At 71.2% G+C, this 13,760-nt stretch carries 13 protein-coding genes; 9 read left to right on the top strand and 4 right to left on the bottom strand.

Translation table 11 applies throughout. The features are described 5' to 3' along the window. Positions 1 to 7: 7 nt before the first annotated feature. Both EXE57_RS07290 and EXE57_RS07285 read left to right on the top strand, forming a co-directional pair. Positions 8 to 853 carry a bifunctional methylenetetrahydrofolate dehydrogenase/methenyltetrahydrofolate cyclohydrolase gene (locus EXE57_RS07290; RefSeq protein WP_135075719.1) on the top strand — a complete coding sequence of 282 codons (846 nt, stop codon included), beginning with the start codon at positions 8 to 10 and terminating at the stop codon, positions 851 to 853. A 2-nt stretch (positions 854 to 855) separates the two neighbouring features. Next, positions 856 to 1,185 carry a DUF3017 domain-containing protein gene (locus EXE57_RS07285; protein WP_208542999.1) on the top strand — a complete coding sequence of 110 codons (330 nt, stop codon included), beginning with the start codon at positions 856 to 858 and terminating at the stop codon, positions 1,183 to 1,185. Between the two features lie 17 nt (positions 1,186 to 1,202). Here EXE57_RS07285 and EXE57_RS07280 read toward each other — a convergent pair whose 3' ends face one another. Continuing rightward, positions 1,203 to 2,201: a malate dehydrogenase gene (locus tag EXE57_RS07280; RefSeq protein ID WP_135075716.1), complete on the bottom strand. Its 999-nt coding sequence runs from the start codon at positions 2,199 to 2,201 to the stop codon at positions 1,203 to 1,205. 81 nt (positions 2,202 to 2,282) lie between these two features. On the opposite strand from EXE57_RS07280, the gene EXE57_RS07275 reads away from it, so the two are divergent. The 3 genes from EXE57_RS07275 (at position 2,283) to EXE57_RS07265 (ending at position 6,651) form a co-directional block, all read left to right on the top strand. After that, entirely contained in the window at positions 2,283 to 3,038 is a 756-nt protein-coding gene (locus tag EXE57_RS07275; protein WP_135075713.1) for a hypothetical protein, read from the top strand. A 10-nt stretch (positions 3,039 to 3,048) separates the two neighbouring features. Next, positions 3,049 to 5,274 carry an NADP-dependent isocitrate dehydrogenase gene (locus tag EXE57_RS07270; protein ID WP_135075710.1) on the top strand — a complete coding sequence of 742 codons (2,226 nt, stop codon included), beginning with the start codon at positions 3,049 to 3,051 and terminating at the stop codon, positions 5,272 to 5,274. 144 nt (positions 5,275 to 5,418) lie between these two features. Continuing rightward, positions 5,419 to 6,651 carry an MFS transporter gene (locus EXE57_RS07265; RefSeq protein ID WP_135075707.1) on the top strand — a complete coding sequence of 411 codons (1,233 nt, stop codon included), beginning with the start codon at positions 5,419 to 5,421 and terminating at the stop codon, positions 6,649 to 6,651. Positions 6,652 to 6,658: 7 nt separating this feature from the next. On the opposite strand, the gene EXE57_RS07260 is transcribed toward EXE57_RS07265, so the two are convergent. After that, entirely contained in the window at positions 6,659 to 7,930 is a 1,272-nt protein-coding gene (locus EXE57_RS07260; RefSeq protein WP_135075704.1) for a glycosyltransferase, read from the bottom strand. Positions 7,931 to 8,083: 153 nt separating this feature from the next. Here EXE57_RS07260 and trpS point away from each other — a divergent pair, with 153 nt between their 5' ends. The 4 genes from trpS to EXE57_RS07240 are packed head-to-tail and all read left to right on the top strand — an operon-like array spanning position 8,084 to position 10,951. Next, the gene (gene trpS / locus EXE57_RS07255; protein WP_135075700.1) at positions 8,084 to 9,142 is read left to right on the top strand and encodes a tryptophan--tRNA ligase; all 1,059 of its coding nucleotides are present in this window, start codon (positions 8,084 to 8,086) and stop codon (positions 9,140 to 9,142) included. A gap of 9 nt (positions 9,143 to 9,151) precedes the next feature. After that, complete coding sequence (locus EXE57_RS07250) at positions 9,152 to 9,670, top strand: 2'-5' RNA ligase family protein (protein WP_135075697.1); 519 nt, start codon at positions 9,152 to 9,154, stop codon at positions 9,668 to 9,670. A gap of 1 nt (position 9,671) precedes the next feature. After that, positions 9,672 to 10,730: a YihY/virulence factor BrkB family protein gene (locus EXE57_RS07245; protein WP_244247039.1), complete on the top strand. Its 1,059-nt coding sequence runs from the start codon at positions 9,672 to 9,674 to the stop codon at positions 10,728 to 10,730. After that, positions 10,727 to 10,951: an SCO4848 family membrane protein gene (locus tag EXE57_RS07240; RefSeq protein WP_135075694.1), complete on the top strand. Its 225-nt coding sequence runs from the start codon at positions 10,727 to 10,729 to the stop codon at positions 10,949 to 10,951. Before EXE57_RS07245 ends, EXE57_RS07240 begins: the two co-directional genes overlap by 4 nt. Positions 10,952 to 10,975: 24 nt before the next feature. On the opposite strand, the gene EXE57_RS07235 is transcribed toward EXE57_RS07240, so the two are convergent. Next, positions 10,976 to 11,719, bottom strand: coding sequence for a succinate dehydrogenase/fumarate reductase iron-sulfur subunit (locus EXE57_RS07235; protein ID WP_135075691.1), 744 nt, complete (start codon positions 11,717 to 11,719; stop codon positions 10,976 to 10,978). Continuing rightward, positions 11,716 to 13,749 carry a fumarate reductase/succinate dehydrogenase flavoprotein subunit gene (locus tag EXE57_RS07230; RefSeq protein WP_135080704.1) on the bottom strand — a complete coding sequence of 678 codons (2,034 nt, stop codon included), beginning with the start codon at positions 13,747 to 13,749 and terminating at the stop codon, positions 11,716 to 11,718. The genes EXE57_RS07235 and EXE57_RS07230 overlap by 4 nt, the downstream gene beginning before the upstream one ends. Positions 13,750 to 13,760 lie beyond the last annotated feature (11 nt).

Below are 13,760 nucleotides of genomic sequence, written 5' to 3'. Positions count from 1 at the left end.
CCGACACGTGACTGCCCAGACGCTCGACGGAGCCGCCACGCTCGCCACGATCAAGGAGGAGCTGACCGCCCGGGTGGCCGCGCTCCGCGACCGGGGCGTCGTCCCCGGCCTCGGCACCGTGCTCGTGGGCGACGACCCCGGCTCCCACTGGTACGTCGGTGCCAAGCACAAGGACTGCGCCGCGATCGGCATCACCTCGATCCGGCGCGACCTGCCCGCCACCGCGACCCAGGCCGAGGTCGAGGCGGTGATCGACGAGCTCAACGCCGATCCCGCGTGCACCGGCTTCCTCGTGCAGCAACCCACGGGGCTCGACGAGTTCGCCCTGCTGTCGCGGGTCGACCCTGCCAAGGACGTCGACGGTCTGCACCCCTTCAACCTCGGCAAGCTGGTCCTCGGCGAGACCGGCCCGCTGCCGTGCACCCCGGTGGGCGCGATCGAGCTGCTGCGACGTCACGGGGTCGAGATCGCCGGCGCGGAGGTAGTCGTCGTCGGCCGCGGCCTCACGGTCGGCCGGCCGCTGGGTCTGCTGCTGACGCGGCGCAGCGAGAACGCCACCGTCACCCTCTGCCACACCGGGACCCGCGACCTGGCTGCTCACGTCCGACAGGCCGACGTCGTGGTGGCCGCCGCCGGGGTCCCCGGGATCATCACCGCCGACATGGTCAAGCCGGGTGCCGCCGTCCTCGACGTGGGCGTCTCGCGGGTCGACGGCAAGATCGCCGGCGACGTCCACCCCGACGTCTGGGAGGTCGCGGGCTGGGTGTCGCCGAACCCCAGGGGCGTCGGCCCGATGACCCGCGCGATGCTGCTGAGCAACATCGTCGACATCGCGGAGAGGTCGCTGGACTGATCGTGGACGACGTACCTGCCGGGCTGCCGGTCCCGCCGCCGGAGCAGCCCCTGGAGCGGCGCTACCCCTCGACGATCGGCGGCGCGCTCTACCTCGTCGCGCTGCTCGGGGTCGCCGTGGGGCTGATCTTCGTGGTGCTCGCCGACTGGCGGATGGGGGTCCGCTGGCTCGGCGGCTCGCTGCTCTTCGCCGCGGTCTGCCGGTTGGTGCTGCCTGCCCAGCACGCCGGCATGCTCGCCGTACGCAACCGCCTGCTCGACGCCGGCCTGCTCATCGTGGTCGGGGCGTCGGTGATCTTCCTGGCGGGGACGATCCCGAACCAGCCCCTCTGAGCAGTCAGGCGGGCCGCTCAGATCAGCCCGAGCTCCGTGACCGCCTGGCGCTCGTCCTCGAGCTCGGCGGCCGTCGCGTCCATCCGGCCGCGGGAGAAGTCGTCGATCTCGAGGCCCTGGACGATCTCCCAGTTCCCCTCGTGCGTGGTGACGGGGAAGGAGTAGATGATCCCCTCCGGCACGCCGTAGGAGCCGTCGGACTTCACGGCCATCGAGACCCAGTCGTTGGCGGCGGAGCCGAGCAGCCAGTCGCGGGCGGCGTCGATGGTCGCGGACGCGGCCGAGGCGGCCGAGGAGGAGCCCCGCGCCTCGATGATCGCCGCGCCACGCTTGGCGACGGTCGGGATGAAGTCGTTCTCGATCCAGGCCTGGTCGTCGACGACCTCGGCGGCGTTGCGGCCGCCGATCTCGGCGTGGAAGACGTCGGGGTACTGGGTGGCGGAGTGGTTGCCCCAGATGGTCATCTTCTTGATCTCGGTCACGGCCGCGTCGGTCTTGGCCGAGAGCTGCGAGATCGCCCGGTTGTGGTCGAGCCGCGTCAGCGCGGAGAACCGCTCCGCCGGGATGTCGGGGGCGTTGGTCATCGCGATCAGCGCATTGGTGTTGGCGGGGTTGCCGGTCACGCCCACGCGTACGTCGTCCGCGGCCACGGAGTTGAGCGCCTTGCCCTGCGCGGTGAAGATCGCGCCGTTGGCCTCGAGCAGGTCGCCGCGCTCCATGCCGGGGCCGCGCGGGCGGGCGCCCACGAGGAGGGCGAGGTTGACGCCGTCGAAGATCTTCTCGGGGTCCGCGCCGATCTCCACGCCCGCGAGCGTCGGGAAGGCGCAGTCGTCGAGCTCCATGACGACGCCCTCGAGCGCCTTGAGGGCGGGCTCGATCTCCAGCAGCCGCAGCTCCACGGGGCGGTCCGGGCCCAGCAGCGCGCCACTGGCGAGGCGGAAGAGCAGGCTGTAGCCGATCTGGCCGGCGGCGCCGGTGACGGCCACCTTGAGCGGACCGGAGAGATGGTGGGACACGTCGTACTCCTAGACGCAGGGTGCGGGACGGGAGCGGGTGGGACCCGTCCGACGCTAGCAGCGGTAGGACATGCTGTGGACATGGCCCTGCGTCCTCCGGCACCGCTCCGAGCGGTCGCCGTGCTGCTGGTCGCCGCGGTCGCCTCGGGATGCGCCAGCGACCCGCCCACGGTCGACCCCACGGGCGTGGACCTGCTCGAGATCCCGACGCCCTCGCCCGACCCGGACGACTTCGTGTCCGGGATCGACAACCGCTGGCTGCCGCTGACACCCGGCTCCGAGTGGGTCTACGAGTCGACGGACGGCGAGACGATCACCGTGACGGTCACCGACGAGACCCGGCTGGTCGCGGGAGTACGGACCACCGTCGTCCGCGACGTCGTCACGGGCGAGGACGGCGAGGTCGTCGAGGAGACCTCGGACTGGTTCGCCCAGGACGTCGACGGCAACGTCTGGTACTTCGGCGAGGAGACCACCGAGTACGACGACCGCGGCCGGCCCGACACCGCCGGCTCGTGGGAGGCCGGGGTCGACGGCGCGGAGGCCGGCGTCGTGATGCTCGCCGAGCCACGCCGCGGCGACGGCTACCAGCAGGAGCACCTCGCGGGCGAGGCCGAGGACCGCGCCACCGTGCTCTCCCTCGACGAGTCCCTCCAGATCGACTCGGGCTCCTACGACGGCCTGCTGGTGACCGAGGAGACGACGCCGCTGGAGCCGGGCCTCGTCGAGCACAAGTACTACGCGCCCGGGCTCGGCCTGGTCCTCGAGCAGACCGTGGCCGGGGACGGCGGGGAGGCAGAGCTGGTCGGGTTCACCGAGGCCGGGGCGGCACGATAGTTTCGGGGACGTGACCGACAACGCTGCGTCCAGGATCATCTACACCCTCACCGACGAGGCGCCGCTGCTGGCGACGTACTCCTTCAAGCCGATCGTCGAGGCGTACGCCGCCCAGGCCGGCGTGGCGGTGGAGACCCGTGACATCTCGCTGGCCGGCCGGATCATCGCCCAGTTCCCCGACCGGCTGACCGACGAGCAGCGGCTCGACGACGCTCTCGCAGAGCTGGGTGAGCTCGCTACGAAGCCCGAGGCGAACATCATCAAGCTGCCGAACATCTCCGCCTCCATCCCGCAGCTCAAGGCCGCGATCAAGGAGCTGCAGGAGCAGGGGTACGACCTGCCGGACTACCCCGAGAACCCCCAGTCGGAGGACGAGCGCGACGCCCGCGCGAAGTACGACAAGGTCAAGGGCTCGGCCGTCAACCCGGTGCTGCGCGAGGGCAACTCCGACCGCCGCGCGCCCGCCTCGGTCAAGAACTACGCGAAGGCGCACCCGCACCGGATGGGCGCCTGGTCGACCGACTCGAAGACGTCGGTGGCGACCATGGGTGAGCACGACTTCCGCTCCAACGAGCAGTCCGTGGTCGTCGACGCCGACGACACGCTGCGGATCGAGCACGTGGCTGCCGACGGCACCACCACGGTGCTCAAGGACGAGCTGAAGGTGCTCGCCGGCGAGGTCGTCGACGCGACCTTCATGGACGTCGCGGCGCTGCGCCGCTTCCTCACCGAGCAGATCGCCCGCGCCAAGGCCGACGACGTGCTCTTCTCCGTGCACCTGAAGGCCACGATGATGAAGGTCTCGGACCCGATCATCTTCGGCCACGCCGTGCAGGCCTTCTTCCCCACGCTCTTCGAGCAGTACGGCGAGCAGCTCCGCGCCGCCGGCATCTCGCCCAACGACGGCCTGGGCGGCCTGCTGTCGGCCGCCGCCGACCTCCCCGAGGGCGAGGCCATCAAGGCCGCCGTCGAGACCGGGCTGGCCGAGGGGCCGACGATGGCGATGGTCGACTCGGACCGCGGCATCACCAACCTCCACGTCCCCTCCGACGTGATCATCGACGCCTCGATGCCGGCGATGATCCGCGGCGGCGGCCACATGTGGGGCCCCGACGGCGACGAGCACGACACGCTCGCGGTGATCCCCGACTCCTCCTACGCCGGCGTCTACCAGGCGGTGATCGACGACTGCCGCGAGCACGGCGCGCTCGACCCCGCAACGATGGGCTCGGTCCCCAACGTGGGCCTGATGGCCAAGGCGGCCGAGGAGTACGGCTCCCACGACAAGACCTTCGAGGCGCCCGCGGCCGGCACCATCCGGGTCGTCGCCTCCTCCGGCGACGTGCTCCTCGAGCACGAGGTCCAGCCGGGCGACATCTGGCGTGCGTGCCAGACCAAGGACGCCTCGATCCGCGACTGGGTCAAGCTCGCCGTCTCCCGCGCCCGCGCCACCGGCTCGCCGGCCGTCTTCTGGCTCGACGAGTCGCGCGCCCACGACCGCAACCTGATCGCCAAGGTCGAGCAGTACCTCCCCGAGCACGACACCGAGGGACTGACGATCGAGGTGATGGCGCCCGCCGAGGCGACGACGTACAGCCTGGAGCGGATCCGCAAGGGTGAGGACACCATCTCCGTCACCGGCAACGTGCTGCGCGACTACAACACCGACCTCTTCCCGATCCTCGAGGTCGGTACGTCGGCGAAGATGCTCTCGATCGTGCCGCTGATGAACGGCGGCGGCCTGTTCGAGACCGGCGCCGGCGGATCCGCCCCCAAGCACGTCCAGCAGCTGGTCAAGGAGAACTACCTGCGCTGGGACAGCCTGGGTGAGTTCTTCGCCCTCGCCGCGTCGTTCGACCACCTGGCCGACTCGACCGACAACGCCCGCGCGAAGGTGCTCGCCCAGACCCTCGACCGCGCGACCGGCACGTTCCTGGAGAACGACAAGTCGCCCTCGCGCAAGCTCGGCGGCATCGACAACCGGGGCTCGCACTTCTACCTCGCCCTCTACTGGGCGCAGGAGCTCGCGAAGCAGGACGACGACGCCGAGCTGGCCGCCGCCTTCGGCTCGCTGGCGGAGAGGCTCGCCGCTCAGGAGGACACCATCGTGGGCGAGCTCGTCGGCGTGCAGGGGGAGCCGGCCGACATCGGTGGCTACTTCCGCCCCGACCCCGCCAAGGCCTCGGCCGTGATGCGCCCCTCGACCACGCTGAACGAGGCGCTCGCGTCGCTGTAGCGGCCACAGCTGGATAGTCCGCCGCCGGATGCGTCAGCGCACCTCGCGAAATGACGCATCGGGCGGCGGACCATCCGTCCCTGCCGCCGGACAGCCCGATCACGGTGAGACCCACACGACAGTGAGTCGTTCCGGGATCATGGAATGCCTGCCCCGGCCGACCGGTTGCAGCCCCTCGTGACCCTCACCGCCCCCCAGCCCGAGCTCGCGCCTGCGCGCACCCGCCACGTGACGCTCGCGCTGGTCGCGCTCGCGATGGGCGGCTTCGCGATCGGCACCACCGAGTTCGTCTCGATGGGGCTGCTGCCGCAGCTCGCCCGCGGGGTCGAGGTGTCGATCCCGTCGGCCGGCCACGCGATCTCGGCGTACGCCCTGGGCGTGGTCGTCGGCGCCCCCACCATCGCGTTCCTCGCGGCCCGGCTGCCGCGACGGTCGCTGCTCGTGGGGCTGATGCTCGCCTTCGCGCTCGGCAACGCAGCCTCCGCGCTGGCCACCTCGTACGGCGCGCTGCTGGTGGCGCGGTTCGCCGCGGGCCTGCCGCACGGCGCCTACTTCGGTGTCGCGTCGCTGGTCGCCGCGAGCATGGTCCCGGCCGCACGCCGGGGCCGCGCGGTCGCCTCGGTGATGCTCGGCCTGTCCGTCGCCAACGTGGTCGGCGTCCCGGCGGCCACCTGGCTCGGCCAGAACCTGGGCTGGCGGACGGCCTACTGGCTGGTGGCCGTCCTGGGCGTCGTGACCGTGGCCCTCGTGCTCGCCTACGTCCCCGCGTCGCGGGGTGACAGCGACGCCACCTGGAAGCGGGAGCTGGCGGCCCTCAAGCGGCCACAGGTGCTGCTGACCCTGGTCGCCGGCGCCGTGGGCTTCGGCGGCATGTTCGCCGTCTACACCTACATCGTGCCGACGATCACCGAGGTCGGGGGACTGCCGGAGGCGGTCGCGCCGGTCTTCCTGTTCGTCTTCGGGCTCGGCATGGTCGCCGGCACCTGGCTGGCGGGGCGGATGGCCGACTGGTCGGTGATGCGCTCGATGTTCATCGGCGGCGCCGGACAGGGCCTGTTGCTCCTGCTCTTCGCGCTGCTCGCCCCGGCGGGCTGGTGGACGCTGCCGGTGCTCTTCGGCATCACCGTGACCGGGTCGGTCCTCGTGGTGGCCCTCCAGCTGCGGCTGATGTCGGTCGCCGAGGAGGCCCAGACCATGGGTGCCGCGATGAACCACGCCTCCCTCAACGTCGCCAACGCGCTCGGCGCCTGGCTCGGTGGCCTGGTCATCGCTGCCGGCTGGGGCTACCGTGCCCCGGCGATCGTCGGCGCCGTGCTCGCGGGGCTGGGCCTGCTGGTCCTGGCCTGGTCGGCGCGGCTGCGCCACAGCCACGGCTGAGCCGGGCTCAGCCCGCCAGCGCCGCCTCGATGATGTCGACGGCGCGCGAGGTCGCCGAGGGGCGGGCCCGCAGCTCCCCGCCGACCGCGGCAGCCCGTCCCGCCACCGCGGGATCGAGCGCCCTGCGGAGCGCGCCCTCGAGCCGGTCGGCGTCGAGGTCCGCGAACCGCAGCGTCGCCCCGAGGCCGAGCTCCTCGAGACGGGCTCCCCAGAAGGGCTGGTCCGCGAAGACCGAGCAGACCACGGTCGGGACACCCGCCGCGAGACTGGCGTACGTCGTCCCGGCGCCGCCGTGGTGGACCGCGGCGCGGCAGCGGGGAAGCAGGGCGTCGTGGTCGACCTGGCCGACCACCGTCACGTCCGTGCCGTCGGGGTCGAGCGCGGCCAGCCCGCCCCAGCCGGCGTTGACGACGGCGCGGACCTCCAGCCGCCGGGCGACCTCGGTGATCAGCGTGACGGCCGCGTCCGGGTCGTGCACCGGCATGCTGCCGAAGCCGAAGAAGACGGGTGGCTCGCCGTCGCCGAGCCAGTCCGCCAGCGGCGCCGGCAACCCGGCCTCGCCCAGCTTGTCGCGGAACCCGCCGTCCGGCGCCAGGAAGCCGACGAGAGGTCGGCGTTCGCCGTACGCCTCGGCCAGACCGGGCGTGAGGAGGGGGTCGTAGGCCTGGATCGCGACCCTCCCGTCGCGGGCCATCTGCCGGGCCGTGGGGACGCTGGTGGCCTCCAGCCCCACCGAGGCACGGAAGGCGTTGATCTCCTGGCTGAAGCCCTGCCACCACACCCGCTCGAACAGCTTGCCGCTGACCAGGTTGAGAGGGCCGGGCAGCCGCCGGTTGGTCATGAACAGGTTGGGGTAGCGCCGGTTGGCGTCGAAGGGGAAGGAGTGCACGGCCACCATCGGGATGCCGCGGGCCTCGGCGAGGGGGAGGGCCAGGTCCTGCATCAGCACCCCGGCGACGACCAGCTCCGCGCGCTCGCAGGCCGCGAGCAGCCCCGCGGTGGTCGCCTCGCTGGCACGCGACGACAGCTCCGACAGCTCCTTCATGAAGGACTTGCTGTCGCCCGCTGCCAACCACGCCCGGCCCTGCTCGGACTCCACCAGCTGCTGGGTGTCGGGGCCGAGGGCGTGGGTGGTGAGGCCTGCCTGCTCGCCCAGTGCGACCAGGTTGGGGGGCAGCCCGAGGACCGGTTCGTGACCGCGTTCGAGGAGCTCCCTCGCCAGCAGGATGAGCGGTTGGGCGTCCCCGCGGGTCCCCGAGGTCACGAGGGCGAGGCGCATGGATCTCCCGGTGTCGGGGCCGTCTCCGCGGCCCGGTCGCCCTCAGGCTAGGGACCCGCGGCGCGGATGTCCCCCCTTTGGTGACATGGATCGAGGTCGGCGTACGACACCCGTCGGCGGGGGCGGGCCGGGTGCTTTGACACAATCGCGCCCATGCCCGCCCTCACCGAGCCGCAGACGGAGACCGCCCGCACCGCGTCGGGCGGAGCCCGCCCCCGCGTGCTCTCCGGCATCCAGCCGACGGCCGACTCGTTCCACTTCGGCAACTACCTCGGTGCGCTTCGGCAGTGGGTGGACCTCCAGGAGGAGCACCAGCCCTTCTTCTTCATCGCCGACCAGCACGCGATCACCGTCGAGCAGGACCCCAGGCTGCTCCGGGAGCGGACGCTGCGGGCCGCGGCCCAGCTGCTGGCCATGGGGGTCGACCCGGAGCGGTCGGCGATCTTCGTGCAGAGCCAGGTCCCGGCCCACGCCCAGCTCTCCTGGGTCCTGCAGTGCCTGACCGGCTTCGGTGAGGCCCGACGGATGACCCAGTTCAAGGACAAGTCGGCCAAGAACGGCGAGGGCGCCGCGAGCGTGGGGCTCTTCACCTATCCGGTGCTCCAGGCGGCCGACATCCTGCTCTACCGGCCGCACTTCGTGCCCGTCGGCGAGGACCAGCGCCAGCACCTCGAGCTGACGCGTGACCTCGCCCAGCGCTTCAACCACCGCTACAAGAAGACCTTCCGGCTGCCGGAGCCCTACATCCTCAAGGCGACGGCCAAGATCACCGACCTGCAGGAGCCCCGGGCCAAGATGTCGAAGTCGGCGTCCTCACCGGCAGGCATCATCGAGCTCCTCGACGAGCCCAAGGTGAGCGCCAAGAAGGTGCGCTCCGCCGTCACCGACTCCGGCTCGGAGATCCGCTTCGACCCCGAGGGGAAGCCGGGCATCAGCAACCTGCTGACGATCTACTCGGCGCTCACCGCGCGCCCGGTCGCCGACCTCGAGGCGGAGTACGACGGCCGCGGCTACGGTGCGCTGAAGACGGACCTGGCCGACGTGGTCGTCGAGTTCGTCACGCCGTTCCGCGACACCACCCTCGAGCTGCTCGACGACCAGACCCACCTGACCGAGGTGCTGCGCCGCGGGGCCGAGCAGGCGGGGGCGATCGCCGAGGCCACGCTGCGTGACGTCTACCAGCGGGTCGGCTTCGTCGCGGCAGCGCGTTAGGGTCGAACGGTGCCTACGATCGGTGTCGCCCTGGCCATCCCCGAACCCTGGGCCACCCAGCTCCAGGACTACCGCACGGCGCTCGGTGACGAGACGGCCACCATGATCCCCACCCACATCACGCTGGTCCCGCCGACCGAGGTCGCCGACGACGACCTCGCCGTGATCGAGGACCACCTCGCCGCGGCGGCCGCCGAGGTGGGCGCCTTCGGCATCCACCTCCGCGGCACGGGTACCTTCCGACCGGTCTCGCCGGTCGTGTTCGTGACGCTGGCGGAGGGGATCTCGCAGTGCGAGCAGCTCGCCGCGCACGTACGCAGGGGACCGCTCGACGTACCCCTGCAGTTCCCGTACCACCCCCACGTCACCATCGCCCACCATCTCGCGGACGAGGTCCTCGACCGCGCCTTCGAGGAGCTCGCCGGCTTCGAGTGCGTCTTCGAGGCCGAGGAGTTCCACCTCTACCGCCACGAGGAGCAGGCCGGGTGGCGACCCTCCCGCGACTTCCCGCTCGGTGGCGGGGCCTGACGTGGCGTCGATCAAGGAGCGGCTGGAGGCGATCCGGGAACGACGGCCGTTCGTCGACCACGTGCTGCGGATGGTCGACCACTACGGGACCGTCAGGGGCAGCCTCCAGGCGGGCGCGGTCACGTACTTCGCGTTCCTGTCGTTCTTCCCGGTGCTGGCGCTCGGGTTCTTCGTCGTCGGACAGGTCTCCAAGCTCTTCGACGGGGCCGACGACGCCCTGGCGGAGGCGCTGGAGCAGCTGCTGCCCGGGATCGTCGGCGACGATCCCGGCGAGATGTCGGTGGAGACCTTCCAGAGCGCGGCCGCGGTCGCCGGGATCATCGGCCTCGTCGGCGTCGTCTACGCCGGGCTGGGCTGGCTGTCGGCCATGCGCGAGGCCCTGGTGGTGGTCTTCGAGCTCCCGCAGCGCGAGCAGCCGAACTTCGTCCTCGGCAAGCTGCGAGACCTCGTGAGCCTGGCCGTGATCGGCACCACGCTGGTGCTCAGCGTCGCCGTCACCGGGTTCGTGAGCGGCTTCGCAGGGGACCTGCTGGCCTGGATCGGGCTCGACCAGGAGCTCGCCCCGCTGCTGGAGCTGATGACCTACGTCCTCGGCTTCGGCGCCAACATGCTGCTGTTCTTCACGCTCTTCAAGCTGCTCGCGCAGCCGCACGCGCCGAACCGTGCGCTGTGGGGCGGTGCGCTGCTGGGCGCCGTGGGGTTCGAGGTGCTCAAGCGCATCTCGTTCCTGCTGCTGGCCGCGACGCAGGAGTCGGAGGCCTTCCAGGTCTTCGGCATCGCCCTGATCCTGCTGGTGTGGATCAACTACTTCTCCCGTGTCGTGATGTACGCCGCCGCGTGGGCCCACACCGCGCCCGAGGCGCGCGCCGTGCGCGACCGGGAGGCGCTCGACGCCGACCGGTCGGACCTGGCGATGAAGGAGCTGGCCCACGTGCAGCTGCGGGAGACCCCGGAGGGCGGTCACGGGAGCAGGGTGGACCCGAAGGTCGCGTTCGCGGCCGGTGGGGCGTCGATGCTGGGACTCGTGGCGCTGGTGCGCCGCCGGAAGGAGAAGCCGTGAGGTTCGAGCGCAGGCACGGGGTGCTGCTGCTGGCCGTGGCCGTCTGGAACGTCCTGACCTTCGGGATGTTCACCCGCAACCTCTACGCCGCGTACGCCGCCGGCGAGGACCGCGCCACGGGCTACTGGGTCGCCCACTCCGTGCTGATCGTCGTCAACTTCGCCATCGCAGGGGTGCTGGGCCGACTCGGCTGGAAGGCCCTGCGCGCCCCGCGACAGTGAGGGCGTGGTCCCGGTCGTCCGGGCTCAGTGACCGTGACGCATCGCGGTCCGCAGGTCCTTGTTGAGCTGCGAGATGACGTCGAGCGGGATCTCCTTGGGGCAGGCGGCGGTGCACTGGCCGATGTTGGTGCAGCCGCCGAAGCCCTCGTGGTCGTGCTGCGCCACCATGTTGACGACCCGGCTGTCGCGCTCGGGCTGGCCCTGGGGCAGCTCCCCGAGGTGGGTGATCTTGGCGCCCATGAACAGCGACGCCGACCCGTTGGGGCAGGCGGCCACGCAGGCGCCGCAGCCGATGCAGGTCGCCACGTTGAAGGCACGCAGCGCGTCGTCGCGGGGGACCGGCACGGAGTGCGCCTCGGGGGCCGAGCCGGTGTTGACCGAGATGTAGCCGCCCGAGGCGATCATCCGGTCGAAGGCGGAGCGGTCGACGCACAGGTCCTTGAGGACCGGGAAGGCGTCGGCGCGCCACGGCTCGATGGTGATCGTCTCACCGTCGGAGAACGAGCGCATGTGGAGCTGGCAGGTCGTGGTGACCTCCGGTCCGTGGGCGTCGCCGTTGATCATCAGGCCGCACATGCCGCAGATGCCCTCGCGGCAGTCGGAGTCGAAGGCGACAGGGTCCTCGCCCTGCTCGATCAGCTGCTCGTTGAGGACGTCGAGCATCTCGAGGAACGACATGTCCTCCGAGACCTCGTCGAGCTCGTAGGTGTGCATGCCGCCGGGGTCCGACGAGTCGGCCTGGCGCCAGATCTTGAGGGTGAGCTTCACTTGTACGACCTCTGCTTCATCTCGATCGCCGTGTAGACGAGGTCTTCCTTGTGCAGGACGGGCGGCTGGTCGTCGCCGGCGAACTCCCAGGCGGCGACGTAGGCGTACTGGTCGTCGTGGCGCAGCGCCTCGCCGTCCTCGGTCTGGGACTCACCGCGGAAGTGGCCGCCGCAGGACTCGCGACGGTTGAGGGCGTCGATGCACATCAGCTCGCCGAGCTCGAAGAAGTCGGCGACGCGGCCGGCCTTCTCGAGGCTCTGGTTGAGCGAGTCGGCGGTGCCGAGCACCTTCACGTTGCGCCAGAAGTCGTCCTTGAGGGTGCGGATCAGGTCGATCGCCTTCTTCAGGCCGTCCTCGGTCCGCTCCATCCCGCAGAACTCCCACATGATGTTGCCGAGCTCGCGGTGGTAGGAGTCGACGCTGCGGGTGCCGGCGTTGTTGAGGAAGTGGTCGATCCGCGACTGCACGGACTCGCGGGCCTCGACGACCGCGGGGTGGTCGTCCGCGACCGGCTCGAACGGGCCGTCGGCGAGGTAGTCGCGGATCGTGTGCGGCAGCACGAAGTAGCCGTCGGCCAGGCCCTGCATCAGCGCCGAGGCGCCGAGCCGGTTGGCGCCGTGGTCGGAGAAGTTGGCCTCTCCGGTGACGAACAGGCCCGGGATCGAGGCCTGCAGGTCGTAGTCGACCCAGAGCCCGCCCATGACGTAGTGGACGGCCGGGTAGATGCGCATCGGCATCTCGTACGGGTTCTCACCCGTGATCCGCTCGTACATGTCGAAGAGGTTGTCGTACTTCTCCTCGATGCCGTCCTTGCCCATTCGCTCGATCGCGGCCGTGAAGTCGAGGTAGACACCTCGCCGTACGCCGTCGACCTCCGGGCCGACACCGCGACCCTCGTCGCAGACGTTCTTGGCAGCACGCGAGGCGATGTCGCGGGGGACCAGGTTGCCGAAGGAGGGGTAGATCCGCTCGAGGTAGTAGTCGCGGGCCTCCTCGGGGATCTCGCGCGGGTCCTTCTCGCAGTCCGCCTTGCTCTTGGGCACCCAGATCCGGCCGTCGTTGCGCAGCGACTCGCTCATCAGGGTCAGCTTCGACTGGTGGGACCCCGAGACCGGGATGCAGGTCGGGTGGATCTGCGTGTAGCAGGGGTTGGCCATGTAGGCGCCCTTGCGGTGGGCACGCCAGGTCGCGGTGACGTTGCAGCCCATGGCGTTGGTCGAGAGGTAGAAGACGTTGCCGTAGCCACCGGAGGCCAGCACCACGACGTCGGCGGTGTGGGTCTCGATCTCGCCGGTGACCATGTCGCGGGCCACGATTCCACGAGCCCGCGGTCCGTCCTCACCGTCGACGACGATCAGCTCGACCATCTCGTGCCGGGTGTAGCAGGACACCGTCCCGGCGGCCACCTGCCGCTCGAGGGCCTGGTAGGCGCCGATCAGCAGCTGCTGGCCGGTCTGGCCGCGCGCGTAGAAGGTGCGGGAGACCTGGACGCCGCCGAAGGACCGGTTGTCGAGCAGGCCGCCGTACTCGCGGGCGAACGGGACGCCCTGCGCGACGCACTGGTCGATGATGTTCACGCTGACCTCGGCCAGCCGGTAGACGTTCGACTCGCGGCTGCGGTAGTCGCCGCCCTTGACCGTGTCGTAGAAGAGGCGGTGGGTGGAGTCGCCGTCCTCCTTGTAGTTCTTGGCCGCGTTGATGCCGCCCTGCGCGGCGATCGAGTGGGCGCGGCGCGGGGAGTCCTGGTAGCAGAAGGACTTCACCCGGTAGCCGGCCTCGCCGAGGGTGGCCGCGGCGGAAGCGCCGGCCAGGCCGGTGCCGACGATGATGATCGAGAGCTTGCGGCGGTTGGCCGGGTTGACCAGCCGGGACTCGAACTTGCGGGTCGCCCACCGGTCGGCGACCGGGCCGCCCGGGGCCTTGGCGTCGGCGATCGGCTCGCCCGGCGTGTAGAAGCCCGCGGCGTCGTCGTGCTCGCCCTCGGTGTCCGCGGACAGGGACGGCTCGGCGGCCGAGGTGGTGTCGGGCATGTCCTTGAAGT

This window comes from Nocardioides euryhalodurans, from assembly GCF_004564375.1.
GTDB lineage: Bacteria > Actinomycetota > Actinomycetes > Propionibacteriales > Nocardioidaceae > Nocardioides > Nocardioides euryhalodurans.
The sequence above is the reverse complement of the archived record's forward strand: the minus strand, read 5'-3'. Positions and strand labels throughout refer to the sequence as shown.

Excerpts from the sequence above, each read along its gene's own strand:
- EXE57_RS07275 (WP_135075713.1), top strand. The coding sequence starts at position 2,283 with ATGGCCCTGCGTCCTCCGGCACCGCTCCGAGCGGTCGCCGTGCTGCTG.
- EXE57_RS07265 (WP_135075707.1), top strand. The coding sequence starts at position 5,419 with ATGCCTGCCCCGGCCGACCGGTTGCAGCCCCTCGTGACCCTCACCGCC.
- EXE57_RS07260 (WP_135075704.1), bottom strand. The coding sequence starts at position 7,930 with ATGCGCCTCGCCCTCGTGACCTCGGGGACCCGCGGGGACGCCCAACCG.
- trpS (WP_135075700.1), top strand. The coding sequence starts at position 8,084 with ATGCCCGCCCTCACCGAGCCGCAGACGGAGACCGCCCGCACCGCGTCG.
- EXE57_RS07230 (WP_135080704.1), bottom strand. The coding sequence starts at position 13,749 with ATGCCCGACACCACCTCGGCCGCCGAGCCGTCCCTGTCCGCGGACACC.